Below are 24,811 nucleotides of genomic sequence, written 5' to 3' on the forward strand. Positions count from 1 at the left end.
ATCGGGCCGCCCCAAGATCGTCCCGGGGCGGCCCGTCCTCGTCAGAGGATTTAGTCCTGGGGATCTTTCGCGCTCGGTGGGAACATCACCAGCTCCGAGACCGCGACCGGGAAGTCGAGCTTGAGGCTGAAGAACTCCGAGCCGTCCCCGTTGCGGATGTTGCGGAACATCGCGCCAACGCGCTGAAAATGGGTGCGCTCCTGGCCATCGGTGTCGGTGAACTTGACGGGGACGGTGGCGACGTAGTGGTTGGTCATTTGGGTTACTCCTTGTTGCGATGGGGATCACCCGGCACGGGGGCAAGAGGCCCGGTCGCAAGCGCAAATGCGGAGGGTCCGCGGCCCCGCAGTGGAAGCCGTATTTGTGCTTGCCAAAGCGAAGCGCAGGGCACGATTGGGCCGACCCCGTGCGATCCACATCTATGAGCAAAAAGGAGTGATCCGGATGACCCTTGCCATCACACAGCCGCCACCATCCGCGTCCGCGTCCCGCCGAGCCTGGCCGGGGTGCTGACGGAGCCCGCCCGCGTGGATGCGATGTTCCGAAACACGCCCCGAGGGAAGTGCAGGTCTTCAGCCTCATGTGCGACGTCTCGATCTCTCGCGTCTTGTGCTGTTAAGGATGTGCGTGAGGTGCGCACCATCCCGAGCCCATACCGATGCGGATGGACCGCACTCTGACGGACCGGGTAGAGGGATAACGGTACTGGACGCCGTAAGCTGCTGATCAAGTGTGACCGATAGCACGCGCCGTGAGACATGACGAAAGGGCCGCGCCAAGCGCGACCCGGTTATGGCCATCACGCGCCCAAGCTGTCGAGCATCCCCCTGGTATCAGGCATTCGCTTCAGCGAGTTGCCGATGTGTTCCCGCCAGCGCGGCCCAACCTCCATTGCGGTGGCATAGGCCCGAGCCAGATCATCGGGCCGGTCCTCGGCCATCGCTTCGATAAGGAAAGCCGCCTGCTCGCGGTCCTTCGCGGATTTCAGGCTCCCTGCCCCATCGCGGCGCCGGTCGGCAATGATCAGTTTGTGGATCGCATAGCGTTCCGGGCGGGGCACCTGCACCAGAACGCCGGATCTATAGATCGCCGCCGCGTGGATCGGCTCAGCGATCAGGAAGTTGAGATAGTTCAATCCTTGGGCGCTCACGCCCAAGGCTGGCAGATCACGGATGGTCTCATCTCCGAACGCCGGTGTGAGAAACTCGACCAACTGGCCGCTGCCACCCTGGGCCCATCGCCATGTCCGACCTTGGTCAAGAGCTGGCAGAGGATCGAATTTGAGCGCTGAGAACGTCTCGGCCAGACCCGGGTCGACCTGATCCTGCAACGCAACGCTGAGCTTCTCGAACTGCGCGATGTCGATGTCGCCAGTATTGGCCATACCGCCAATTGGCAGACGGATACCAAGCTCGCCTTCATAGAGGCGAAATGCATTGGTTCCAACGATGGTGCCACCCAAACGGAAGGTTCCGGCTGCGGCCATGGCCGACAGGATGGAACCGGTCGCCCGGTCGATGGGCGTCATGCCTTCCGCACGCAAGAGCCGAACAAGCCGCGACCGTTCCGCCTGCCGATCCTTGGCCGTTGCGCGCAGCTCTTCGATCCGGTCGATGCGCGCGCGCGTCTCGTCGCTGTCTTCGCCGATATAGATGAACCGCATCTCCGTCCCGACACGGCGCGCGGCATACCAATAGGCCTTATCCCCACGCTCCTTGAGCGTGGGCTTGCCTTCGACACCGGACAAGGCGTCATCCTTCAGAAGACGCACCAGGTCGGTATAGGCGCTCATCGCGATGCTGCTGAGTGGAGTCATGCCAATCATTTCCAAGTTTTGCTTGGCACACATATACCTATCAAAACAGGAAAATGCTAGGCAAAGCAATTTGGGCCCCGCCACGCGCATGAGAAACAACGAAAGGGCCGCCCGAAGGCGACCCTCTCAACTCACGTCTCCGCAGTTTTCTTTGCCGGGTCCGCAACCCGCATGACCGTCAAGCCTTTCGCTTCGGCCTTCTGCCCGAGGTTCAGCGCGACCCCGTTGCCGCCGAAGAGAACAACCCCCGTCGCCGCGAACTTGTCGTCCAGCATCTCGTCGTTGCACTTGAACGGTGCCGCCCGCCCATGCGCGGACCAGCGCGGATCGAAGCGCGCTTGCGCGACACCTCGCGCGCGCGCCCACCGGGCTGCGATCATCTCGGCCCCGTGCTTGCCACCCTTGTGGCAGAGGAAGATCTCCTGGTTGCGGTTCTGCTTGATCCGCTCGCGAACCTTGTCGAGCGTGTTGAAGATCACATCGACATCGGTCCAGTCGGTGGCGCCCGAGACGATCAGGGGCACCCCCTCGACTTTCGATTTCTCGGCAGTCTCGCGGTCGTGCTGCTCCAGGAGCTGCCGCGCCTCGAAGACCGCCCCGGTCTCCTGCGCCCGGACGCTTGCGCGCGATCCGGCTGCCGGGATGAAGGCGTGGCCCGTCTCGATCTCGTAGCATTCCGCTGCGGCCTCGCTCATCACCTCGATTGCGCCGACGATCTCGCGCAGCTGCAGAAAGCGGGCCTGCGCCTCTTCGAGCGCGGTCTCGGCGATCTCCGATCCGTCGTGGGATTTTGCCAGCGCGCCGATCTTGTCGGCGGTGCGATCGACCTCCTTGCCGAGTGCCACCTTGCGGCGCTGCAGGATCGTCGCGAGCCCATGGGCCAGCGGTTCGATTTCCGCTTCGAGGCCGGTCCCGCGCAGCTGCCCGAGCAAAGCCTCGAAGCTCTCGCGGATGATGTGGTCGGTCAGGATGTGATCCTCGGGGATCGGCAGCTGCGCGTCCTTCTCGGTCAGTCCGAAAAGCTCGATGGTCTCGTAGGTGTTTGCGGTGTCGTAAGCCATGTCTGGTCTCCAGTGTTCGGTTGCAAGGCCACCACGTGAGTGTGGGGGCATGGCCGAATGCCTGGTTTCCGAATCTGCCCGGGTCAGGGACGGCGCAGCCGCCGGCTTGCCGGGCGCAAAAGTTTTCCGCGTGCAGCAACTGACACATGCGCGCCCTCACGCACGGGACCGCCCCAAGCCACAGGCCCCGTCCTCGCCGAAAAGTTTTGCGATCCTTGACGCGGGCTGATTTGGGGGCCATCCGGAGGATATGCTTCCACGCTCATGTGTGTGTGTATTGACGGTAGGTTTGCCCGACCCGAGCAGGCAAACGGCCCGACCGGACGCGGGAGACGGATGAAGCGGAGGGATCGTTTTGCCCCGCAAAACAGACCAGAGCGCAATCCGGCGGAGCGGCCAGGGAGGAACGTGCTCGCGAGGCGGGCAAACCGGGATGCCGGGTACGACGCCGCGGTGAGGCCGCATGGCCGAATGCGCGACGGACCGAAGGGCCGTTCTCCCCTGCGACACGCGAAGCCGAGCTGGGGAGGCCGCAAGGCTCAGACCAAGATTGATGTAGGGGCGACGCCGCTGCAAATTCCACAGATTGCTTTTCCACGCATTCGATCTGAGGGTGGGAAGCCGACGAGAGGCAGGACAGAATTCATGTTCCTATTTCAATATCTTGGGAAACCGGCACGGTGCCGAAAATGATCGAGTTGATATCTGTGTGCAAGGTCACGTCTTCTCTTGCGGTCTTGACTGACACCACCAACGCATATCGTGTCTTTTGCTGACGTGTGGCAGTATCCGCGCGGTTCTTCCACCAACCACCGACCGGCTTTATGCAGAGAATATTTCGCGCCAAGAGCCACGCGGCTGGCCCTTTCCATTCGTTACAGTGCAGCGATCCGGACGGCGTGCCATCAGGAAAGCGCCAATTGTCGGTGTCCGATTGCGTGGGGGGCTTGCGTCGTGGGTCTGCTCGCTCTTCGACATTCACCCTCTTTTTGAATTCATCAGTGCTTTCCATCCGGCGTTTCAAGTCGAACCGCAAGCCGAACGACTGATACCGATATGGATCGAGCGACGCCAACGCTCCCGGGTTTGGATCAACAAAGTATGACAAGGTGATCTTCAGTCTGACCTCCTCATCCCCTAGCGCTTCAAATGCCTGTCGCGGCCAGGGCAAGTCGTAGTAGTGGCAGTCTTTGAAACCCGAGACGCCATAGGGTTGGATTTCGGACTGCGCCACCAGAGCGAGATGGTTCTCAGCTGAAGCAATTGCCCGCTCATACGTGGGTACGCCGTATCCGAAGTGCCGCAACAGCTTTGCAGCGTCGGTTTTCCCTAAGGGGTCTAGCGCAAATCGCATCTTTTCTGTCCACTCGGCACCGTGGACCATTAAGGCACGGATAGTCTCCGGCCAGTATTCAGGCTTGGCCGCCATCAAGCGGCACGCCAGTCGCGCAGCTTCGGCTGTTGCCGCGCTTGTAGCACGAAACGGTACCAACGGACGCCGGTCAACTTCGGGACCAGAGGTTGCGACCGAAAGAGAGGTTGTATCGACAACGGTGGTTCGGGAAGCATCCACAGCGCGGTTTCCAGCTTCCATGACAATGTCGGGTTTTATCGGCCTATTGCGCCCTGTCGTCCATAGCGTCGAAGTCCTCGTGAAAGGGCTAAGGTCGCCCGCTTCGGCAAGCGGCGAATGGTCGGCCAATTCAGGTTCGGCAATGTGGATTTTGTCAGTGTAGCCACCGACGGTTACGACATTCCAAGCTTGTGCCGGGTCCTCAATCGGATAAGTGTCCGAGGGTTGCACCTCGTCAAACATGATCGGGTTGGGTGCATTACCTGCGGAAACAACAATAAGGCGTCTGGGTGCCCTTTTGTCGTCCATTGTGACGCCCGCCGCTTCTTGATCAAGCGCCGCGCTCCATGTTGAAGGCTGTGTCCCTGAGATGTCTTCATTGGTAACCGCCATGCAGAAAACGCGGCCGCGTTCTGGTCGCCCGATTTCCGCAAGGCTGACGGCAGACTTCGTGATCGGACCGTAGAAGCGCTCTTCGGGCTTTCCCATTCCCGGAGGCGGAAGGATTTTTACACTCTCTAGTCTATGGGCCAGTTTAACCTGGTTTTTATCAGCTAGCTTCGGCACGAGGTCGCCATGCAGAGCGATCCCAGCCATTTGAGTCCCATGGCCAGGACGCGGACCAGTATCGTCTACCCCCCATTCCGGACGAATACTGTATAGGTCAGCGGGTGAAAGAGCTGGTTCAATCAAACTATGCGCACGATTGACGCCACTGTCCAAAAGGCAAATCGCTGGAACCTCTGCACCGGGCCATTCGATCCGGCCCGCAAGATCGTCGGTCCATTCAAACTGTTCATCAGGATTTAGGTCATCAATGAAGAAATGCGGAGTATCCGTGGCTCGTCGAAGTTCTGTGATTGAAAACCGCGCAAATAGCATCAACTCGATGGTAGCGCGCGCGGCAAGAACGGGAACAACCACGTGTTCTGGAAACACCAAACGCTGTTCCTTCGGAGCGCATCGTGCATCGAGCTTTTCAGCCAAAGCATCGAGAGCATTCTCTGCCGACTTGATGCACCACACCTCCCACCAGATCGTATCGTTGGGGTCTTGCGGCAGCGCTTCCAGATCATCTGTCCAGAAGGTTTCGAGACGGGCCTTTCGGATGGCCTCAATCGGTTCAACGAATGACTTGTATGGCGGGTTTTGACCTTTTTCAGTCAGTTCGCCCGACTGGTAGTCGGCCAGAATGCTTTCAAGTACCGGCTTTGCGTCTTCAGGAACAAACAGGCCAACGATCCGAGTATCGGCAGCTCCCAGCTTTGCAGAAGCCGGTTTCAGATCGCTTTTCTTCCTCTCCAGACTATCCGGGCTGGCGTTCGGTCTAAGCTCGACTTCCAAATAGACACCAGCAGCGGGAGATACCCGTTCATCGCGCGGACGATCTTGCTCAAAGTCGTTTGCTGCCTGCGAGAACTGCCCTCGGAGCATTGCGCCATGCTTCTGGCGGTCCCGAGGAGGAGGGCTTCCGGGAAAACGCTCATTGGTGGACTTGAAGTCCGCGCGCTCCCGTCTGCTTTCGATGTTGATATGCGGTAAGGAGTACTTGGATGCCATCTACTACTTGTTCACTGCCGAAGGTCGAAACGCCTCTCGCATTTCTCGCCTGTCATTCAGCCTGCGCAGCAGATCGTCCGATGTCACGTTCTTCCGCTCAGCCAAGATTGCGCTTTTCACCGCGTCTTCTGTTGCGCGGGCAATCTCAGACTGGCTCAACCCTTGGGCCGATGCAAGAATGCTCTTCCACTTCAGGTTGGGGAATTTCATTGGCCGCAGATTGAACTTGATGATCGTGCGGATTTCTTCGTCAGTGGGCGGACAGAATTCCATAACCAGATCGAACCGGCGCAACAGAGCCGGGTCGAGCAGGTCTGGATAATTCGTTGCGCCAATGATCACGCTGTCCGTGGAATTCGGCTCTTCCATGAATTGCAGGAAAGAGTTCAACACGCGGCGCATCTCGGCAACGTCATTCGTCGCGCCTCGATTTCCTCCGACAGCATCGAATTCGTCAAAGAGATATACCCCCCGGTGACGGGCGGTTTCGTCAAAAACGAGCCTCAACTTGGCGGCAGTCTCACCCATGAAGCGCGTGATCAGGCTTTCTAGGCGGATTACGAACAACGGCAACCGCAACTCACCAGCCAAGGCTTCCGCCGACATCGTCTTGCCCGAACCCGGTGGTCCGACGAAGAGAACACGCCGGTTGGGCGTCTTGCCATGTTCGCGGAGCCAGTCACGCTTGTGCTGTTGCAAGACAACGTCATCCAGCCGCGCACGCAACGAGGCGTTCATGACGACGCTTTCAAGATCGAAGCGCGGCGGGCGCATCTCGATCAAGTCGGCAAGATCACCACGCGGGGACGCGAAAGGCACGGCGACGGTTTGGCCCGACGCCGCCTTCTCCCGCGCCTTGTCTACAGCGGCCCTCAGGTCTTCTGCGAGTGTACGACGCCCTTGCCGGGCCTCTGCGGCGGCAACCTGCAACGCAATTGAATAGAAATGCTCGTCGTCACCGTCCGCCTTGCTCTGGAGCATAGCCAGTATCTGCTTTGCGTTGGACATGCTCCAGACCCTTGGTGCTTGCGACGATTTCCTTTTTCCCAACGGGTTAGTCTGTCGGACCGTCTCGATTTTGTGCGAAGATCGCAAATCCTCGCTGATTTGTCGACGGGAATTCGGCACCCCAAGCAAAAACGCGACAGTGTGAGCGTAACGCCTCTGGCGAAAAAAGTCAGCTAAGACGTTCCGCAACGCAGCATGACGGTCAATGATGAAGGTCCGGTTGGGGCCGACCACGTCTGGCGTACGGCTTCAGTCCAGATCGACGCCGCCGAGGCGCGGCGCATGTACATGCGTTCGGATTAGGAACGCAGCGCCCGCGCCCGCGATGGCGCCGAAGAGATGCGCCTCCCACGAGACGCTGGGTTGGCCTGGAAAAACGCCCCAGAGAAGGGAGCCATAGAGGACACCGACCACCAGTGCCGCGCCCAGCGTGATCGGGGAGCGATCCACGAGGCCGCGCGCGACGAGGAAGCCATACCAGCCGAAGACGAGCCCTGACGCGCCGATATGGATGGCCGAGCTTCCGAACAGCCAGACAAGACCGCCGCCGAGGCCGATCACCACGGCGTTCACCGCCAGCAAGGCCCGCGTGGTCGTAGCCACCAGCAGCCCACCCATCACCAGGAGCGGCGGCGTATTGGCCATCAGGTGCGCGAAGCTTCCATGCAGGAGGGGCATGGCGATGACACCATCCAATCCGCTGACATGCCGGGGGATCAGGCCGAAGGCCGGGTTCAAACCGTAACCGAAGATCCAATTGACGACCTGGACCGCCCAGAGCAGCGCTACAAAGGCGACAAGCGCCGCGGTGCGCCCAAAGAAGACGCGCATGTGATCCCGGTTCATCATGTTGGCGACAGTAGACGTCACCACAGCGCCTTCAATGGTTTTCGCGCGCAGCACAGGGTGCCACCTCCGGGAAAGGGGGGCGCGGCGGCCAACCTCGGTAGGGCTCAAGCCAAGAGAATGGCTCCGATCTTAAACGGTGTTCCCAGGCCGCCGCGGCATGATTTCACGCTCGGGGCGCTTCAGGGCTTCGGCATATTTGCGGGCATTGTCGTCAATCGTGCCGTGCCAAAGTTTGGAGACGAACGCGCGGGCGTCTTGGACTGTCATGTCTTTCAGCGAAGAGGACAGCGCCATGAATAGCTCATCCTCGCTGATCGCAGCGGCACGGTGCATGGCGTCCGCGTAAAATGATGGATCGTTCAGAACCTGCTCGCTCAGGGGCATCCGCGCGAGGTTCTCTTCCGGGATCGCCATGAAGATCGTGTCCTGGAGGTCGGTCAGATACGCACGCCGCGATGTGGACACCGGCTTTCCCGCCGCCTTGGCCTCCAGATATGCCTGCCTTGTCCTGTCGAGCTTTGCCATTGCATGGGTCATGATGACATCACGCTGTCGTTCAGGCAGCGCAAATCCAGTGCAACGCTCGATATGAGCAAGAAGCTCTTCAACCTCTGCGTCTACATCAAAGCTCTCGAACCACGGAGCTTTTCCCAGTCTCGCTACCATGTGCCCACCCTCGACCATTCAATAATATATTATCGTATATCATATTCAGCAGATCGCAAGCAGATGTGTGCGTCGTGCAGCCAGACATGGAAAAAGGGGAACCGTGGTCCCACGGCTCCCCTTTGGGCTCAGATCGTCTCCCCCTCGCTCGCCGATTAGGCGACCAAGGAGAGCCCCACGCTCGCGTCCTGCGCCTGATCGCCGCTGTCGATGAACGGGATGATCGAGAAGGTCTGGCCGCCGCGCTGCTCTTCGTTCTGGACGGCGTTGACGCGCAGGTCGCCATCGGGCGTGTTGATCATAAGCGACAGGTAGTCATTGCCCGTGCGGCTGCTTTTGGCCATCCAGGCCGAGCCAACGCGGATCGGCGCGCCCCGGGGCGAGCTGACCTCGATCCGATAGTCGGGGTGGGTCTCCTCGGTCTTGTAGCCGTTCTCAATCAGCATGAACTCCAGATCGAACATCATGTTGGCGATGTAGCCGGTGAAGGCGTTGTCAGCGTTCATCGCGGTGAGCTCGCCCGAGATCGAGCCGGATTTCATCAGGCCGTTCGAGACCAGCGGGATGATCTCGAATTCGCCGCTCTGGGCCGCGCGCGCCTCTTTCGTCTGCACCGCGTTGACCCGGAACGGGCCCAGGCCCACGTCGATCTGCATCGAGATGTAGGGGTTGCCGCTGGTATTGCCTGTTTCGTTCCAGGCCGTGCCGATGCGCACCTTGCGGCCCGACTTATTGATTGCCGTCACGTCAAAATCCGGGCTGCGTTCGGACATCTTGGCCCGTGCCTCGAGCTGGATGGCGATGTCAAAGCGCGTCGAATGGATCATGCCGGTGTATTCGGCGGCTGCGGTCTCGACGTTGCGGGTGAGAGTTCCTGCGAACATGGGATAGGTCCTTTTCGATTGGCCGGTGACTGACGTCCTTGCCAGCGCATCCGGGATTGCTTTCACGACCCCTCCTGGGATCACAAACCAGAAAGCTTGCTTTCCTTTCAGCCCCGCCCGCGGGTCAGAGCTGCCCTCCGAGTGGGAGCGCCCCCGCGCCTCCTTGTGCTACGCCCCTGCCCTACCCCTATGGTCTTGATTGGCTGCCCAGATTTTCTGCGGCGTCCTTCGATTGCGCGATGAAGAACTCCGCCTCTTCCCCGTTCAACCTTTGCCCGCCCCGGTCGGTCAGACCGATGCAGCTACCGTTCGGCACATAGGTGATGAGGTACTGACCGAGCCGGTCCTTGTGGACAACGTAGCCGGTATTGGCCCAGTGCACGGTTTGACCGGCATCAACGGCGGCCTTGATGTCTTCGTGTGTCATGCGAACCTCCTTACGAAGAATGGTGGGGAAACGACGCAAGAAGCCCGGTCATCCAACCGGGCTTCCGTGCGGCATTCGTTCGGCCAACGGCCGAGACCTGTCAGGCACCTTGCGTGGCTTGCATCGCGCGCGCCGCGATCCAATCCTTCAGGCCAAGAACCGTTCGGCCGGCGGCGACCTCGGACGCCCAAGCGGCCCTTGGGTCGCCGCGGGGCTCGGAGCCGACATGCCGGTCGATATGGCCATTGGCCATCCATGGCTCGGGCTGGATCCGTCGCAGCCAGTCCGCCATGCTGGGGATGCGGCCCTGGCAGTCTTCACGGATATGCTGCTCGCCGATCCAGCGCACGGGAATGTCCCGACTTGCGCTATTGGTCAGGGTCAGACCGAAGGCACGTTCGGCTTCAAACAGGCCTTGGGCATGGTGACGCAAGGCCCGGTGCGTAAAGAGCGCGAGGTGCTCTTTCGAGGCATCGAACCAGTTATGTATGGACTGATAGTCGGACGGCACCCCGCCGAATTTCCGGGCAGAGCTTTCGGCATGATGAAGCGGATGGGCCATCTCAAAGCCCCTCGTCATAGCTGTGCGAGCATTCGACATAGCGGTCGGCGTGATCGAGGGTGATGCTGTCTGCTGCAATGTCCCAGGTCAGCGTGCCGTAGCCGCCCTCGTTGTTCTCGAACCCCGGATGATGATGATAGGCGAGCGACCAGGCGAAATCGCCCACGGCGGTGACAAGCGCTTCCGACAGTTGGACCTCCGCAGGCTGCACATTCACGTCCTCGACATTGCCAGAGTCGCCATAGCCTTCGTATTCGGCGGTGACCTCGTTGATGCCAAGCGCGCGCAATTGCGCGATCAGTTCCGCTCGGGTTGCTTTCAGGGTGGTTTCGCGCTCGGCGCGCCACTGAGCCGCCATTGCGGCATAGTCCATTTGGGGGTTGGTCATGGGTCTGTCCTCTTGTCAGAAGTTGGGGGGGCCAGGCGTCGCATTGGTCAGCGCGCGCCCGGAAAGCCCAGACCGGTCAAATCCCGATCTGCGACGCCCCACCCAAAGCCTGCTTTGGCTTTTCAGGCGGCTTGTTCTGCCGTCATGGCTGCTCGCTGCCCCACGATCCGGGCCAGAATGCTTTCCGTGTCGATCCCGTCCCCATGCGGTAGGAACACCCGTAGCTGGAAAGCGATAATCTCGGTGAAGCAGCCGAGGGCCTTGAGGCCGTCGATCATGCCCTTGTCCGCGCCGCTAAGCTCGAGGCGCATCTCGCCTGCGACACGGCGACGGGTCAGGGTGAGACCCCGGCCCAGATCGACCGGCGCGGTGGTGCCGAGGGCGGCAGTCAGCATCTCTTGCGGCGTTTGCGGGTTGGAGACGAGGAAGCGGGCGCGCAAGGCCGCTGCCCCTTCCTCGCTCAGCGTGCGCCCGATCATGGCGGTCGCCCCGTCGGGCGTGACCCGGTAGATGCGTTCATTCGTGGTCGGAATGTCCTTCCAGATCGGCAACAAGAGCCCGGTCAGCAGGTAGAGCTTGGTCGTGGTGGTTTTCGGCAGGGACGCAGCCTCAGCATCCCAAAGCCCTGCAAACTCGGGCTTGCCGATCTCTTCCCAGGCCGAGGCCTCAAATCGCGTCTCCTCGAGGTAGCTCGACCCGTTGGATCGCACGGCCTTGCGCATCAGCGTGACAATGTCCTCGTCATACATCTGCATGGGGCGCGCCGAAATGAGCGCAGCGCGTCCAGACGCGCGATTGACCATCGGCCGCTTGTCGGGGTTGCGCGACAGGGCGTCATCCGCCGACAGCACATGGACCGGGTCCGTCACCTCGAGCCCGATGATCCGCGTCACGGCACCGGATTTTGGGCAGGTCCAGAGATCCTCCGTGGAAACCTGTTCGATCCTTTCGCCGCGCAGAGTTTCCACGCCCAGATCCAGCGTCCCCGCTGCGCGCGCCCGTTCGGTATGGTCAGCGATCCGGCGCATGAACTCGGCAAAGAGCGCGTTCTGCATGTGGATGGGAAGGGCAAGCACTCGATTCAGAAACCGCTGGATCGGGGGAAGCTCCTCGAGCAGCACCCCGTCCTTGTCGACCAGCCGCAGGGCAGTCCAGTCAGTGAAGCATTCATAGCTCATCGCCGCGGCGCGCCCGGCGGCAAGATCGGCGAAATATCCCCGCAAAGCCGCCCGAGCGATCGGGCTTTCGAGATTGTCCTCCTCGCGGAACATACCCTGCGAGCCGGTCTCGCGCTGACCCTTGGTCAGGGCGCCCAGCTGGTCGAGACGTTTGGCAATCGTCGAGGTGAAGCGCTTCTCGCCATGCACATCGGAGGTGCAGACCCGGAAGAAGGGTGCGCTGACCTGGGCCGAGCGATGCGTGCGGCCGAGCCCCTGGATGGCCGCATCCGCGCGCCAGCCGGGCTCCAGAAGATAGTGCCGCCGCCGTTTCTGGTTCTTCGCCGTTTGCGCCGCATGGTAGGATCGGCCCGTGCCGCCTGCATCGGAGAAGATCAGGATATTCTTCTCACCATCCATGAAGGCCTGGGTTTCGGAGGAATTACTGCTGAGGCTGCGCTTCTCGATGAAGAGATGGCCGTCCGCGGCCTTGAGGGGCCGGATGGACCGACCCGTGACTTCAGCGACGGCCTCATCGCCAAAAGCCCAGAGGATCTGATCGAGCGCCGAGGGGATCGGCGCCAGCGTCATCAACTCCATCATGGCCGCCTCGCGCAGGGCGAGCGCCTCGCGCGAGACAACGAGCGCGCCGGTCTCGTCCCTGAGCGTCTCGGCTACCATATTGCCGTCGATCTCCACGAGTTTTTGCGCGTGGATTGGGAAGGCCTGTTCGAGGTAGCCCAGAACATAGTCGCGCGGCGTCAAGGCACCCTCGACGAGTTCATCCTCGGAGTCCATTGTCTCAAGCCGGCGTTTCAGCAGGCTCTCGCCTGTCGAGACAACCTGGATGACGCAAGCATTGCCTGCCGCCAGATCGTCCTCGATGGCGCGGATGATGCTTGGCGCCTTCATGCCCATCAGGAGATGGTTGAAGAAGCGCTGTTTCGTGCTCTCGAAGCGGGACTTGGCCGAGGCGCGTGCGGCCGACGCATTGGTCTCGCCCGAGGCGTCGTTGACGCCGGTCGCCGTCAGCGCGGCTTCGAGATTGTGGTGGATGGTGCGAAACGCACCCGCATAGGCGTCGTAGATCTCGATCTGGGCCGGGGTGAGCGCGTGTTCGAGCACGTCATACTCCACGCCGTCGAAGCTGAGGGCGCGGGCCGTGTAGAGCCCGAGCGTCTTGAGATCGCGCGCGACCACCTCCATGGCAGCGACACCGCCGGCTTCCATCGCAGAAACGAAACTCTCGCGGCTTGGGAAGGGGTATTCGGGGCCCTGCCCCCAGAGCCCCAGCCGCGCGGCATAGGCCAGGTTGTGCACGCTCGTGGCACCCGTGGCCGAGATGTAGAAGACGCGAGCGCGGGGTGCTGCCAGTTGCAGCCGCAGGCCAGCAAGTCCCTGCTGGGAGGGTTTGACCCCCCTGCCCTGCTCGGACCCGGCCGCGTTCTGCATGGCATGGGCCTCATCAAAGGCCAGTACGCCTTCAAAGTCTTCGCCCATCCAGTCGAGGATCTGGCTGAGCCGCGTCGTGCCGCATTTGCCCGCGGACCGCAGCGTGGCGTAGGTGACGAAGAGAATACCGTCACCCATAGGGACGGGCTGGTCCGGTTTCCATTTGGAGAGCGGCTGGATGTCGGCTGGCGAGCCGCCGAGATCGGTCCAGTCGCGGATGGCGTCCTCGATGAGCGTGGCGGATTTGGAGACCCAGATCGCCTTCCTGCGCCCGGAAAGCCAGTTGACAAGGATGAGCCCTGCGCATTCGCGTCCCTTGCCGCAACCGGTGCCGTCGCCGAGAAAGTAACCAAGGCGATAGGCCCGTGCATCCGGGTCATCATCGACGCGCGTCAGCTTGGTCTGGTCGTCATCGATGGTAAACCGACCGGGCAGGTCGCGCCCATGGGCGTCATGCGCCATGATGATGGTTTCCAGCTGCGCCTCGGAGAGATGTCCCTCCTCGATCAACCGTGCGGGCAGGCGCAAGTCATCACTGCCCGTGTTTGAGGGCATGGGCGGGGCAACCGAGGCCATGGCGATGCTCTCGACGAGCGGCGTGGGATGTTCTTGCGCACCCGCGATCTCGATCCGCTGCGGACGGTAGCGCGCATAGATGTCCGAGATGGGCGTGTTGTCGCGCGGGATATCGAGGCTCTTGAAAGTGAGCGGGACAACGGCATTGGCCCGAGATTTGGAGGCGGCGACAGGCGCAGCAGCGGTCTTGCGCGGGGCAGATGATGGAACGATCGGTCGCGCATGAGGGATCGCTTCAGCCCGTTGGACGGGGCGCATCTCGGGCCGGGTCGCGGCAACTGCGTCGACAAAAGGAAGGGCTTCATCCAAGTCCCGGACACTGGCGCGGATCATCTCGCCGTCCTCCTGCACCTTGTCGAAGACTATCAGCTGAGTTTCGACAGAGGTTCCGAGCTTGCGGTAGACCTGCCCCGGCATCGTCAGCGCCAAGCGCGGCGTCAGGAGACCGCAGGCGCGGGACCAATGCGCGGTATCGCGTTGGGGCGTGAATCCTGGTGGCATGATCGCCACCAGCCGCCCACCGGGCGCGAGACGCTTTGCTGCCGCGATGAGGTGCTTGGCGGCGATGTGCTTGTCTCGGGAGCGATCGACCGAGGAGGCGAAGGGCGGGTTCATCACCACGACGTCGGGTAGAACCGGCGTCTGCAGCAGATCGTCGATATGCTCACCGTCATGGCCCGTCACCTCGTCACCGAAAGCCGCGCGCAGGAGGCGCTGACGAAAGGGGTCGATCTCGTTGAGCAAAAGCGTGGCACCGGCCCGGGCGGCGAAAGCAGCCAGGGCACCAGTGCCAGCCGAGGGCTCCAGCACGGTTTCGCCCTCGCGGATCGCCGCGGCCCGCAAGACCAGCGCCGCAAATGGCAGCGGCGTGGAAAACTGCTGCAGCCGGATCTGCTGCTCGGAGCGGCGGGTTTCCGTCAAGAGCCGTGAGGCAAGCAGCCTTGCAGCGGCGATGTCACCTGCCGCGCCGTCCCCACGCAGCAGCACCTGAACAGCCGCGGCCTGCATCAGGTCATATGCCATGCGCCAGTCCCAGGCACCGCCGGCATCGCTGCCATGAAACGTCTCACGCATGATGCGCGCGAGCGCTGAGCTGCGCAGGGATTGGTTGTCGACCTCCGTGCCGATCTGCTCGAGGGCAGAGACTAGGTCAGCGGTTGAGATTGAGAGAGCCGGGTTTGCCGGTTTGGGCTTGGTCATGCGGATTTTCCTTTGGATCAGGGTTTGAGTTCCAAAGGACAAAAAGCCCGCTTTTGCTTTTCAGGATGACGGGCCCGAAAGCTATTAACAAGGGCGGGCCGTCAACGCGGTCCGCCTTCCTCAGCAACAAAGAGAAAGCCACGCAGCAAAACCGCCGAACTTGTTGATCAATAGAGCCGACATTGAGGCAGCGCGCGGCGATCGACCGCTAGGAGCCCAGAGTGAGCGATGCTGCGCGCTCCACCAATGTCAGTTTTGGTGGTGATCGGCGAAATTGTGTATTTTTGGAAGCACCGCCAAAAGCTCTACAAAGTGTTCGCGGTGCGCGGTATCACGGGAACCCCGCACGCATGTATGCGATGATTTTCCAGATTTCTTCTTCAGTCAGCGCTTCCCTGAAGGCTGGCATTTCTGTTCCGAAGCGCTGACCGCCCTCAGAAATTGCCCAGAGCAGATACTCGTCTCCCGACATCGGCATCTGAACAAACCATCTAAGGAGAGCCGGAGAAGGCACGAGAGACCGACCGGCCTCACCATCCCCGAGACCCTCGGCTCCATGACAACTTGCGCAGTTCGTTGTGTATAGCGTCTGGCCTTCCGCGATAACTTCAGGCGTCGCGCGAATAGTGCTCCGAGCGCCCCGATAAGCTGCGGGCACGCCCTCGTTCATGTAAGTCCAATGTCGTTGCATGCGCTGTTGCTGGCCCGGACCCATGTTGCCGTGTCCCCAGCCAGGCATGCGTTCAGACCACATGTGGTTCGGTCCCATTGGCCCGTGACCCCACCAATCGCCTCGCTGCTGCTGTGCGAAGGCTACAGTAGCAGAGATCATACACACCGCAACCATACCAAAATAGCGTGATTTATGCTGCTTCATAGTCTTCTCCTTATGGTTTCCGATCAATGAAATTGCCGTCAGGCTGCTTCGTAACTCGTGAACACTTCGGTGTTACCGTCGCGCCGGATCAGAAATACATCGTAGGCTTCACGCTGATCTTCTGGCCCCATTCCGGGTGATCCATAGGGCATGCCGGGAACGGCGAGACCGACTGCGTCTGGGCGTTCGTCCAGAAGGCGACGAATGTCTGCTGCGGGCACATGGCCCTCGATCATATAGCCTTCGATCTCGCCTGTGTGGCACGATATCATCTCTTGGGGGATGCCATTGTCCAACTTGTGTCGGACCAGCAGTGTTCCAAAGCTGCGCTCCTCGGTCACACGGAAGCCTTCAGCCCGAAGAATATCAGCCCAAACCCGGCAACAGCTGCAATTCGGGTCCTTAAGAACGTGGATCGACGGAGCTCCCTGCGCAATCGCGGCGAAGGGTGCAATGCTGGTAAGACCTACAGCGGCTATAATAATTTGACGGCGCGTTACATCCATATCAGTCGTCCTTTAGCTCTGTCCTAGTCTATTTCATCGCTTAGTGGCTGCTTATCTCCCGCGATAGTTGTCGCAGGCCTCAACGCCCCCTGCGACCACATCGAGAAGTGCGTCCACATCGCTCAACAGCGTTGCGATACGTGCGCTACTGATACGGTAGCGGATGAAGCGCCCATCTCGGTCGCTGTTGACTAGCCCGCACTCCAACAAGCATCGCAAGTGGTTGGATACGTTTGGTTGTGATAGTCCCGTACGCTCGACGAGTTCGTGAACAACCAGCGGCTCCCCGCACAGCGCGCCGAGAATAGACAAGCGGCTTGGGTCGGCAAAGCCGCGAAATAGTTTTGCGCGTTGTTCAATGGTACCGACCTTGCGGTCCACAACGATCTGCATCATATCATTGCTCACTGATATATTATCCTTTGATCCACTTTAGCAGGAGAACTGCGGTCATGGCCAACTCAGAAAGCGCGATAGCAGATATCCCATCCTTCCGTTACCGCGTTTCCGGCATGGATTGCGCCAAGGATGCCGCCCAGATCGAGCGGGCGGCGCAATCTGCGGGTATCGCGCCTGACGCCGTGAAAGTGTCTACTGCAACGCACATAATGACTTTGACAGCTCCCGAAGCGCGCTTGCCGGAAATTGAAAAAGCCGTCGAGACAACAGGGTATGGGTTTGACCGCATCGAGAGCGACGAAGATATTCAGCAAGGTACGGCCCATCAGGACCCTGGCTATCGCCGCGCACTCTGGATCGTTGTGATCCTGAATGTTGGTTATGGTGTTCTTGAAATGATCGGCGGGTTCATTGCCGGGTCACAGGCCGTGAAGGCCGACGCGCTGGATTTCATCGGCGACGGCGCAATCACCTTCCTCGGCCTGTTGGCCATCGGCTGGAGCCTCGCTTGGCGAGCGCGGTCGGCCCTGATCCAGGGCATCTTCCTCGGCCTGCTTGGTCTTGGAGTCTTTGGCACGACCATCGTAAGGGCATTCGAGCCGACAACCCCAGACGCCACTTTGATGGGGATTCTGGGCCTGATTGCTCTTGTGATAAATGTCATCTCCGTGCTGCCGTTGCTGCGGTACCGCAAGGGCGACGCGAACATGCGCGCTGTCTGGCTGTTCTCGCGCAACGACGCCATCGGCAACGCCGCAGTCGTTATCGCCGCCGGGCTGGTGGTTTGGCTAGGCAGCGCTTGGCCCGATCTCATCGTAGCCTTCGGGATCGCCGGACTGTTCCTGCACTCGTCATGGGCGATCATCCGCGACGCGCGGGCCGATCTGAAGGCGGTGGCATGAACAGCCGCGTTCTCGGTGGGCTTTGCGCCATCGCCGCGTTTGGTGTTGATCAGGGCACCAAGGCTCTTGCCCTGAACTCCCCGGCGCTTGAGAACGGGGTCGAGGTTCTGCCCTTTCTCAACCTCGTGCGGGTTTTGAACGATGGGGTCAGCTTCGGTATGCTCGGCGGGGTCGTACCCTGGTGGGGTCTGGTCGCACTTGCTGCCGTGGTCGTGGCATGGCTGCTGATCTGGCTGTGGAAGGCTCCGGACAGGCTGACAGGTGCGGCGCTCGGTCTGATCATCGGAGGCGCGCTTGGCAATATCCTTGACCGTCTGCGCTATCAGGCCGTCCCTGACTTTCTCGACTTCCATTACGGGTCATACCACTGGCCGTCCTTCAACTTGGCTGACGTGGCGATCTTTTGTGGGGCAGCATTGCTGTTCTGGGACAGCTTTCGCACCTCGAAAGTCAGGCCGGAAAATCGGGAACAAGACAATCGCAAGGGAGATGTCACGGGGGGATAACAGCTAACAGGCAAAGAACTTTGGGAGGGAATTCGGCTTGAGATTTTTGGATTGGATTGACCGTGGCATTCGCGGCATCGGCGTCGTGACTGCGTGGCTGACAGTTGTTTCGATTGCTGCTTATGGCGCGCTTCAGATGCTGGATCGCAAGCTACAACTTGGCGTGTCGAGCTATTTGCCGGACCTGTCCACGTCACTGCTGTTCATCCTAATTTTCTTGACCTTTGGGTATACCTATCTGCGCGACGGTCACGTGCGCGTTGATGTTCTTCGCAGACATTGGTCCGCCCGCCGCATTGCTTGGATCGAACTGATTGGCGGCCTTTTTGTCCTTCTGCCGCTCGCCGCCATCCTGACCTACTACGGATGGGACGGCCTGATGCGCACCACAAAATACGCCGAGACCCAAGTGTGGGCACAACGCATAGCGGGGGTCATAGGCCCCATCTTGCTGGCTTTTGCGGGGATGATCGTCGCCCTTCGCAACATCGGCTTTCTGGCAGGGAGACGTGCGCAAGGCGCACCGGACCAAGCAAGCGGCCTGCACAATGGTGAATGAGGTCCTCACGGTTGCCATGCTTGTCGTGATGGCGATTGGGGTTTTCAGTGGCTTTCCGGTGGCGCTGGTGCTCGCGGGGACAGGCTTCTTGGGGTTTGTCGCTGCGGTTTGGGTGGGGATCACTGATTTTCAGCATCTGGGGCTGATCTACCTGCGGGCCCGTGGTGTACTGACCAATGAATCAGTCCAATTCACCAGCGTTCCAATGCTGATTTTTCTTGGCCTGATCCTGAATGCCAGCGGCGTTGCCGAAACCATGTTTCGCTTGCTGGGGCGTCTTCTGACAGGCGTTCCCGGTCGCTACGCCATTGCGACTTTGCTGATCGGCCTCGTTCTTGCGCCCGCCGCCGGGGTGATCGGTGCTTCCGTCATAACTGTGGCGTTGGTGGCCTATGCCCCGATGATGGCGTCGGGCTACGCACCGCGAACCGCAGGAGGCGCTGTCGCAGCTTCTGGAGCATTGGGTGTCGTGTTCCCGCCAGCCGTGATGCTGTTCTTCATCTCGAACGTGTTCTATCTGCGCATCGGATTGATGTATGTGGCCCTCATCGTACCTGTGCTTCTGATGGTCATGGCCTTCGCGGTCTACTTTGCGGTCACCTTGAGAAAAACGGTCGAAATCCCGCTGGACGCACCCAAGACCAATCTTGTGTCAGACCTCTTGTTTGTACTCGCGTCTGTCGCGGTTATCGCATCCATTCCGCTCAGCATCATTCTGGGCTTTGCGACACTAACAGAGGCGGCTGGAGTAGGGGTGTTTGGCGCGCTTTTGGTTGCTCTGGCGCGAAAGCGTCTGTCTTTCTCGTCGTTAAACTCTGTCACGGTGCAGACAAGCACGATGACGTCGATGGTCTTCTTCATCGTACTTGGCGCATCGGTGTTTTCGCTCAGTTTCCACCTCGTTGGTGGACCAAATGTGATCTTCGACTGGATATCCGCATTCGATCTCACCCGGTGGGAACTGTTGGCCATGCTCCTTGGCGTGATCATCATACTTGGGTTTGTTTTTGACTGGATCGAGGTGCTGCTGGTCTTTGTACCCGTACTGATGCCGATTATTTCAGAGCTCGACTTCGCAGATCACGTCGGCTCTGCCTACTTTGCACAAATCTGGATCGCTGGCCTGATAGCCTTGGCGTTGCAGACGTCTTTTCTGACGCCCCCTTTCGGTTATGCCCTGTTCTTTGCCAAGATGGCCGCACCGAAGGGTATCAATCTGTCTGATATCTATCGCGGAGCGGTACCCCTTGTTGCCATTGAGATTGCATTGATCGCGGCGCTGATCTCGTTTCCTCAGCTTATCACTTGGCTGCCCGAAATGGCCCTTGGGGATGCCGATGCGCCGCAATTGATACAGCGGTGAGTGATGTAGCCTGCAGCGGGGGAAAGCATTCCCTTGTGGGTTCTCTAGGTTTAACCGTTTTTTCGGATTGAGCTGAAGCGGCCACTGGCGCAGCCGCAGCGAAATGGTGCTTAGTCCGCATCTTACCAGTTCGTACACGACGCAGCGAACGGCAGGTGTACGGATATGGTGGGACTTCTGAGAATTTCATCGTACCAGCCATCTTGCACACCAATATCGCCCATTTCACTCGGCTCAAAGGTGACGGGAGATTGTAACGAAGACCCCCCCTTATAGACAGCCTAAATGTAGGTGACCTACCCCCCTCTGGCATTCGACCGCACTTACCGATCGGGCACCGCTTCAAGGGAAGTTTCGAACCGCTTGCCCGCCGCTGCAGCTTCTTTCAAGAGCGCGTCGAAATTGTCAGGTGGATTTCCATCCTCCAGCATCCCTTTGAACGTCGCATAGGCATCCGTCTTGCTGCCGTAGGCGCGCAGGGTCTTATCGTCGTTCACCCAGGCCACCACAATGACCTTCGCATCGCTGTTGAAGCGGTAGAACAAGCGATACTGCTGGAAGAATTTCGCCCGGAACCAGTGCTTGCGGTGATCGCCGAGCGTGCCGCCTTGCCGGAAGGCGGCGGCACCCGGATCTGCCGGTATGGCCTCGGTGACCAGCTTGAAGATGGCGGCCAGCCGTTTCGTCGGGTTTTTCTTGCGCCAGCTCTTAGGATCGCGTGCCTTACGCGCCTCGACCTCTTCAATCAGCCCTTCGAGCTGATCCAGAAAGAGCGGATGCGCATAAATCGACCATCCGTTTACGACAAGGGGCGCTTGGGCGGGCACGCTATCGCCGCTCATTCATCCTCGAGCGATAGCGGCGCATCGAGATCGACGTCAACGTCTCCGACCAGTGCTGCAAGACGGTCATGCAAAGCCCCATCGAACGCCCGAATGCGGTCCGGATGCGCCTTGATATCGGCCTCGACAAAATCGAGAAAGGCTCCGAGCACGGGATCTTCCTCGTCGCTGCGCACGGGCTCGATATAGACCCTGCCACTCGGCTCGGTACAGTAACGAATCTGGTCGCCCTTGCCCAGCTTGAGCTGTTTGCGCACACCCGCCGGCACGGTCGTCTGATACCGATCCGTGAGTTTCGAGACATCTTGTGCGAGCGCTGTCATGGCAGTCTCCTGAAAGAAAAGGGTCTTTGCTGTCTGTGGCAGGTAATGCATTTGCATTGCCTTGTCAAGACAAGCCGCAGCATCTGCTGTCGCCGGGCAGGTCGATGAACCGTCCGGCGCAGGACCTAATTTCGCCCCGCCAGGAACTCCGCCAGCACCGGGCTAGCCGCACCTTTCGCGGAGCTGAGCAGCTCCGAGCCCGCAAGCGAGGCCTTCGACAGGCGTACGAGCCCACCAGTTTCCTCGATGCGGTAGCAGCGGCGCTTTTGCCGCCCGCGCCTGTAGTGGGTCGCGGTGACAATCTGGCAGGTACTGCCATCGGTGAGCGTCACAGGTGCTGCGAGCTTGATCTTGTCGCCTTCCTCGTAGTCCGGGATCGCAGCCCAGTCCTGGCAGCGCTGGCGCCAGGCATGAGCATAGCTGTCTGGGTCTTTCAGCTCGGACAGCAGGGCCAATAGGCTCAGTGGCGCGCGGGATTCGACCGGTCTCGCGCTTTCCTCCATGTCCTTGTAGCCCCAGCAGCCGTCATCGTATCGGGTGAGGAAGACAGCCCCAAAAGTGATCGACCCATCCGCATCGGTCACATAGGTCGTGTCCTCGACCTGGGTGCCGTCGAGATTGGTGACCCTTGCCGCCGCATACCAGGTGGAGCCCACCTTGCAGGCTTTGACCAGTTCCGTCTTGCGCCTTTCGCCATGAGAGGTGCACAGCCGAGCAATCTCCGCTTTCTCATCCGCGTAGGTCTGGACGCGGCCGTCGGTATAGAAGAGCCAACCCATCACGCCACCCTCCGGTCATCGATTTCCATGAGCGCATCGAGCGGCACGCGGTAGGGCTGCATCGCGTCGAAATCCTCGCAATTGCCGCAGTTCTGCACGATTGCGAAGGTGTCGCAGGCATCCTTGAGGATGACCCGGAAGGTGCCGCCAAGACCCGAGGGCACGTCGTATGTCCCGCCGATGAGATAGTCCAAGGCCCGGCGCACGAAGACGCGGATGCTGTGGCCATCGGTGGCAAGCCGGATCGCGCCCTGCCCCCGGTCGATGAGCACCTGCACATCGTCGAGAATGTCCGTGTAGAACTGACCGGTCAGATCGCGAAACGCCATGCGGCGCTGCGCCATCCAGTCGGTGTCCCGAAACGGGTTCATGCCATCGGCGAAAGCAAAGGACGGATCGGCTTGCTCGGTCGTGACGATGCGGGTGGTCGTGCCATCGATGCCGTTCGAGCGCAGATGCACGCCATTGCCGACGATGAGGATCAGGGCGGGCCTGACCACTGGTCCGTTCCAGTTGGGCAAGAAGGTCTTGCAGGCGTGCGCATGGGCGATCTGCGCCGCAACAGCGGAGGCAGAGAACTTGAGAATAGCCATGGGGATGTCTTTCCGTTGAGTGTGGGAGGGTCGACCCGCGCGGGCGGAATTGCCCGCGCGGGTCGCGTGAGGGCTCAGGCCGCTTGCGCGACTTCGCTGTCAGGCTCGAGGGTTTGCGCAGCGGGCTCCGCCTCATCACAGGCGACACCGGCGGTCTGCATCATCGGCGGACACCAGGCCGCCACGGCGGCGCGCTGCGCGTCTGTGAGTGTGGCGAAAGGCTCAGCAAAGAGCTTGTCGCAGAAGGCGACGATCTCTTTCTTGCTCGACGAGGCCAGCGTGACCGCCTCCTGGGCGAGGCCCAGATCCTCGCCGAGAATCTTCAGGAGCCAGGCCTTCTTGAAGCGATTGAACAGCGCCGCGTTCGGCGTCCAATGGGCGCGGATGTCGGGCATGATCTCGATCTCGAAGTCATGCATCAGGCTGTCGCGCTGGCGGTCGCGCGCGAAACAGGACTGCGTGGTGCTGGCCGTGGCATAGGCGACGAGCTTGGCCTTCTCGCCCGGCTTCAGCGCGCGAAACGCCGCGAACTGATCGGCGGGAGACCGGGCCTCGTCCAACCAGGACAGATCGAGCGCATCATGGGCCGCCGCCACTTGCTCGAGCGAGGTGCCGTCGATCTCGTCCAGCTTGGCGTGGTTGCGGTATTCCTTGCGGGCATCGGTCTTGATCGCCTGCGTGACACTCATGCCGCTGGTCAGAACATCACTGACCAGCTTGAAGAGCGTCAGATCGAGCGTGGCCTCGGGATGCAGCGCCATCGCGGCGCCAAGGGCCATGGCCCGCTCGGTCTTGAGATCCTCAGCCAGCGACGCCGGGTAGGTGATTTCGCCGGCGTCCGGGGCCTCCTCCCCCGTTGGGCTGCTTGAAGAGCCACGCGCGTCCTCCTCTTTGACAGTGTCCTCCGGGCGCACAAGGCCCACATGGAGCGTCACCTGCCCGTTCGACCAGGACGCCATCACACCGGCGCGGGCAAGGTCCTCGACGCTGTAGGCTTCCTGCAGGTCGCGGGCTTCGTCTTCGAAGGTGTCCACGCGCTCGTAAAGGGCATTGTAGGCATCGTCTTCGAGCCCCACATCCTCCATCTCGAGCTGCAGTTTCTCAAGTTCGGAGGTGATCTCGTCGATGCGCTTTTGGGCGGCCTCATCCGGCTCGATCGGGCCGGGATAGACGCGGCCGTAGTCGGCCATGGTCGCATAATCATAGCGTACCATCGCATCTGCCCAGGCAAAGCCCAGTTTTGCGCGGGCTTGTTCAGCGGCGGCAGTGAGCTTCTCAAGCAGGATGGTCTCGACCAGCGCCGCATCCTCCAGCACGGAATGCTCTTCCAGAAGATCAGCCGCGATGGCCCCGCCGCGGGCCTCATAGTCCTCGCGCACGAAGGCCCCGATATCGTCGCTGACCTGCACCCCGCGGGATTTGAGCGCCTGACGGACAGTATAGGCCTGCAGGTAGCTGTCGTCCTTGGTGAGTGCCTCATAGACCTCCTTCTGCACCTCCTGGCTCGGGTGCTCAGCGAAAGCCTTCATTGTGTCGAGCGTGATCGTCTTGGCTCGCGCGGCCGCGCGGATGTCGGGGTGGATCAGGCCATAGCGCAACCGGCCTTTCACGGCGGCCACCGTCGTGCCGAATGTCTTGGCGATGGTTTCGGGCGTCTGGCCATCGACCTCCATCATCCGCGCGAAGGCCTCGAACTCGTCGATGGCATTCATCGGCGCTTGCGTGATGTTCTCGGCGAGCGACAGAGCCGTGGTGACGTCGCACTCCTCGGGCACGAGGCGGCAGTCGACCTTGGTTTTCGCGGTGAACCCCTTCTCGCTCTTGTCCGCGGCCAGTTCCTTCAGGGCGGCATGGCGGCGACCGCCTGCGAGTACGGCATATTTGCTGTCGATCTTCTGAACCAGGAGCGGCTGGACGAGACCCAGCACTGCGATGCTGGCTTTCAGATGTGCGATGTTCTCGGGGTCGTAGGTTTCCGGGGAG

24 protein-coding genes and 1 pseudogene are annotated in these 24,811 nt (G+C 60.7%); 5 read left to right on the plus strand and 20 right to left on the minus strand.

Annotated elements, in window-relative coordinates; genetic code table 11:
* Positions 1-50 precede the first annotated feature (50 nt).
* The 12 genes and pseudogenes from BM316_RS16325 to BM316_RS16390 form a co-directional block, all read right to left on the minus strand.
* Entirely contained in the window at positions 51-257 is a 207-nt protein-coding gene (locus BM316_RS16325) for a hypothetical protein (protein ID WP_090210767.1), read from the minus strand.
* Between the two features lie 542 nt (positions 258-799).
* Positions 800-1,816 carry a nucleotidyltransferase family protein gene (locus BM316_RS16335; RefSeq protein WP_242649950.1) on the minus strand — a complete coding sequence of 339 codons (1,017 nt, stop codon included), beginning with the start codon at positions 1,814-1,816 and terminating at the stop codon, positions 800-802.
* A gap of 131 nt (positions 1,817-1,947) precedes the next feature.
* Entirely contained in the window at positions 1,948-2,877 is a 930-nt protein-coding gene (locus BM316_RS16340; protein WP_009815534.1) for a DUF2493 domain-containing protein, read from the minus strand.
* Positions 2,878-3,520: 643 nt separating this feature from the next.
* Positions 3,521-5,884, minus strand: coding sequence for a S8 family peptidase (locus BM316_RS16350; protein WP_165606622.1), 2,364 nt, complete (start codon positions 5,882-5,884; stop codon positions 3,521-3,523).
* 129 nt (positions 5,885-6,013) lie between these two features.
* A complete protein-coding gene (locus tag BM316_RS16355; RefSeq protein ID WP_009815532.1) occupies positions 6,014-7,018 on the minus strand; it encodes an AAA family ATPase in 1,005 nt (334 codons plus the stop codon).
* Between the two features lie 249 nt (positions 7,019-7,267).
* Positions 7,268-7,867 carry a rhomboid family intramembrane serine protease gene (locus tag BM316_RS16360; RefSeq protein ID WP_090210822.1) on the minus strand — a complete coding sequence of 200 codons (600 nt, stop codon included), beginning with the start codon at positions 7,865-7,867 and terminating at the stop codon, positions 7,268-7,270.
* A 129-nt stretch (positions 7,868-7,996) separates the two neighbouring features.
* Positions 7,997-8,533, minus strand: coding sequence for a hypothetical protein (locus BM316_RS16365; RefSeq protein WP_242649945.1), 537 nt, complete (start codon positions 8,531-8,533; stop codon positions 7,997-7,999).
* 155 nt (positions 8,534-8,688) lie between these two features.
* Entirely contained in the window at positions 8,689-9,417 is a 729-nt protein-coding gene (locus tag BM316_RS16370; protein WP_090210824.1) for a DUF736 family protein, read from the minus strand.
* A 181-nt stretch (positions 9,418-9,598) separates the two neighbouring features.
* A pseudogene (locus BM316_RS16375) lies at positions 9,599-9,844 on the minus strand (hypothetical protein).
* A gap of 100 nt (positions 9,845-9,944) precedes the next feature.
* Positions 9,945-10,406, minus strand: coding sequence for a DUF6915 family protein (locus BM316_RS16380; protein WP_090210774.1), 462 nt, complete (start codon positions 10,404-10,406; stop codon positions 9,945-9,947).
* A 1-nt stretch (position 10,407) separates the two neighbouring features.
* Positions 10,408-10,794: a DUF6878 family protein gene (locus tag BM316_RS16385; protein ID WP_090210776.1), complete on the minus strand. Its 387-nt coding sequence runs from the start codon at positions 10,792-10,794 to the stop codon at positions 10,408-10,410.
* Positions 10,795-10,916: 122 nt separating this feature from the next.
* Positions 10,917-15,179: a strawberry notch-like NTP hydrolase domain-containing protein gene (locus BM316_RS16390; protein ID WP_090210778.1), complete on the minus strand. Its 4,263-nt coding sequence runs from the start codon at positions 15,177-15,179 to the stop codon at positions 10,917-10,919.
* Positions 15,180-15,400: 221 nt separating this feature from the next.
* On the opposite strand from BM316_RS16390, the gene BM316_RS16790 reads away from it, so the two are divergent.
* Complete coding sequence (locus tag BM316_RS16790) at positions 15,401-15,607, plus strand: hypothetical protein (protein ID WP_162797850.1); 207 nt, start codon at positions 15,401-15,403, stop codon at positions 15,605-15,607.
* On the opposite strand, the gene BM316_RS16910 is transcribed toward BM316_RS16790, so the two are convergent.
* Genes BM316_RS16910 through BM316_RS16405 form a run of 3 tightly spaced genes read right to left on the minus strand, consistent with a single transcriptional unit; the run spans position 15,511 to position 16,958 of the window.
* Positions 15,511-16,056, minus strand: coding sequence for a c-type cytochrome (locus tag BM316_RS16910; RefSeq protein WP_055687653.1), 546 nt, complete (start codon positions 16,054-16,056; stop codon positions 15,511-15,513). The genes BM316_RS16790 and BM316_RS16910 overlap by 97 nt on opposite strands.
* 38 nt (positions 16,057-16,094) lie before the next feature.
* Complete coding sequence (locus BM316_RS16400) at positions 16,095-16,562, minus strand: DUF411 domain-containing protein (protein ID WP_083480492.1); 468 nt, start codon at positions 16,560-16,562, stop codon at positions 16,095-16,097.
* A gap of 51 nt (positions 16,563-16,613) precedes the next feature.
* Positions 16,614-16,958, minus strand: coding sequence for an ArsR/SmtB family transcription factor (locus BM316_RS16405; RefSeq protein ID WP_090210780.1), 345 nt, complete (start codon positions 16,956-16,958; stop codon positions 16,614-16,616).
* Positions 16,959-17,014: 56 nt separating this feature from the next.
* On the opposite strand from BM316_RS16405, the gene BM316_RS16410 reads away from it, so the two are divergent.
* From BM316_RS16410 to BM316_RS16425, 4 genes are read left to right on the plus strand one after another with little or no spacing between them, the layout of a single operon-like run.
* Entirely contained in the window at positions 17,015-17,863 is an 849-nt protein-coding gene (locus tag BM316_RS16410) for a cation efflux transmembrane domain-containing protein (protein WP_090210782.1), read from the plus strand.
* Positions 17,860-18,369, plus strand: a complete 510-nt coding sequence (gene lspA / locus BM316_RS16415; RefSeq protein ID WP_058314162.1) for a signal peptidase II — start codon at positions 17,860-17,862, stop codon at positions 18,367-18,369. Before BM316_RS16410 ends, lspA begins: the two co-directional genes overlap by 4 nt.
* 37 nt (positions 18,370-18,406) lie before the next feature.
* The gene (locus BM316_RS16420) at positions 18,407-18,928 is read left to right on the plus strand and encodes a TRAP transporter small permease subunit (protein ID WP_242649946.1); all 522 of its coding nucleotides are present in this window, start codon (positions 18,407-18,409) and stop codon (positions 18,926-18,928) included.
* Positions 18,879-20,291, plus strand: coding sequence for a TRAP transporter large permease (locus BM316_RS16425; RefSeq protein WP_242649947.1), 1,413 nt, complete (start codon positions 18,879-18,881; stop codon positions 20,289-20,291). Before BM316_RS16420 ends, BM316_RS16425 begins: the two co-directional genes overlap by 50 nt.
* 323 nt (positions 20,292-20,614) lie before the next feature.
* Here the strand turns inward: BM316_RS16425 and BM316_RS16430 are convergent, their stop codons facing one another.
* The 5 genes from BM316_RS16430 to BM316_RS16450 form a co-directional block, all read right to left on the minus strand.
* Entirely contained in the window at positions 20,615-21,133 is a 519-nt protein-coding gene (locus BM316_RS16430; RefSeq protein ID WP_090210787.1) for a type II toxin-antitoxin system YhaV family toxin, read from the minus strand.
* Complete coding sequence (locus BM316_RS16435) at positions 21,130-21,456, minus strand: type II toxin-antitoxin system PrlF family antitoxin (protein ID WP_005668772.1); 327 nt, start codon at positions 21,454-21,456, stop codon at positions 21,130-21,132. The genes BM316_RS16430 and BM316_RS16435 overlap by 4 nt, the downstream gene beginning before the upstream one ends.
* 125 nt (positions 21,457-21,581) lie before the next feature.
* Positions 21,582-22,235: a DUF6927 domain-containing protein gene (locus tag BM316_RS16440; protein ID WP_090210790.1), complete on the minus strand. Its 654-nt coding sequence runs from the start codon at positions 22,233-22,235 to the stop codon at positions 21,582-21,584.
* The gene (locus BM316_RS16445; RefSeq protein WP_090210792.1) at positions 22,235-22,828 is read right to left on the minus strand and encodes a regulator; all 594 of its coding nucleotides are present in this window, start codon (positions 22,826-22,828) and stop codon (positions 22,235-22,237) included. Before BM316_RS16445 ends, BM316_RS16440 begins: the two co-directional genes overlap by 1 nt.
* Positions 22,829-22,902: 74 nt before the next feature.
* Positions 22,903-24,811 (minus strand): ParB/RepB/Spo0J family partition protein (locus BM316_RS16450; protein ID WP_090210794.1); only part of this gene is annotated, 1,909 nt, incomplete at its 5' end.

Origin of the sequence: Yoonia litorea (assembly GCF_900114675.1) — a bacterium.
Lineage (GTDB): Bacteria > Pseudomonadota > Alphaproteobacteria > Rhodobacterales > Rhodobacteraceae > Yoonia > Yoonia litorea.

Coding starts and splice junctions, on each gene's coding strand:
- lspA (WP_058314162.1), top strand. CDS start 17,860: ATGAACAGCCGCGTTCTCGGTGGGCTTTGCGCCATCGCCGCGTTTGGT.
- BM316_RS16430 (WP_090210787.1), bottom strand. CDS start 21,133: ATGAGCGGCGATAGCGTGCCCGCCCAAGCGCCCCTTGTCGTAAACGGA.
- BM316_RS16390 (WP_090210778.1), bottom strand. CDS start 15,179: ATGACCAAGCCCAAACCGGCAAACCCGGCTCTCTCAATCTCAACCGCT.
- BM316_RS16350 (WP_165606622.1), bottom strand. CDS start 5,884: ATGCTCCGAGGGCAGTTCTCGCAGGCAGCAAACGACTTTGAGCAAGAT.
- BM316_RS16385 (WP_090210776.1), bottom strand. CDS start 10,794: ATGACCAACCCCCAAATGGACTATGCCGCAATGGCGGCTCAGTGGCGC.
- BM316_RS16440 (WP_090210790.1), bottom strand. CDS start 22,235: ATGGGTTGGCTCTTCTATACCGACGGCCGCGTCCAGACCTACGCGGAT.
- BM316_RS16910 (WP_055687653.1), bottom strand. CDS start 16,056: ATGAAGCAGCATAAATCACGCTATTTTGGTATGGTTGCGGTGTGTATG.
- BM316_RS16335 (WP_242649950.1), bottom strand. CDS start 1,816: ATGACTCCACTCAGCAGCATCGCGATGAGCGCCTATACCGACCTGGTG.
- BM316_RS16360 (WP_090210822.1), bottom strand. CDS start 7,867: ATGATGAACCGGGATCACATGCGCGTCTTCTTTGGGCGCACCGCGGCG.
- BM316_RS16370 (WP_090210824.1), bottom strand. CDS start 9,417: ATGTTCGCAGGAACTCTCACCCGCAACGTCGAGACCGCAGCCGCCGAA.
- BM316_RS16340 (WP_009815534.1), bottom strand. CDS start 2,877: ATGGCTTACGACACCGCAAACACCTACGAGACCATCGAGCTTTTCGGA.
- BM316_RS16405 (WP_090210780.1), bottom strand. CDS start 16,958: ATGATGCAGATCGTTGTGGACCGCAAGGTCGGTACCATTGAACAACGC.
- BM316_RS16410 (WP_090210782.1), top strand. CDS start 17,015: ATGGCCAACTCAGAAAGCGCGATAGCAGATATCCCATCCTTCCGTTAC.
- BM316_RS16435 (WP_005668772.1), bottom strand. CDS start 21,456: ATGACAGCGCTCGCACAAGATGTCTCGAAACTCACGGATCGGTATCAG.
- BM316_RS16400 (WP_083480492.1), bottom strand. CDS start 16,562: ATGGATGTAACGCGCCGTCAAATTATTATAGCCGCTGTAGGTCTTACC.
- BM316_RS16325 (WP_090210767.1), bottom strand. CDS start 257: ATGACCAACCACTACGTCGCCACCGTCCCCGTCAAGTTCACCGACACC.
- BM316_RS16445 (WP_090210792.1), bottom strand. CDS start 22,828: ATGGCTATTCTCAAGTTCTCTGCCTCCGCTGTTGCGGCGCAGATCGCC.
- BM316_RS16380 (WP_090210774.1), bottom strand. CDS start 10,406: ATGGCCCATCCGCTTCATCATGCCGAAAGCTCTGCCCGGAAATTCGGC.
- BM316_RS16355 (WP_009815532.1), bottom strand. CDS start 7,018: ATGTCCAACGCAAAGCAGATACTGGCTATGCTCCAGAGCAAGGCGGAC.
- BM316_RS16365 (WP_242649945.1), bottom strand. CDS start 8,533: ATGGTAGCGAGACTGGGAAAAGCTCCGTGGTTCGAGAGCTTTGATGTA.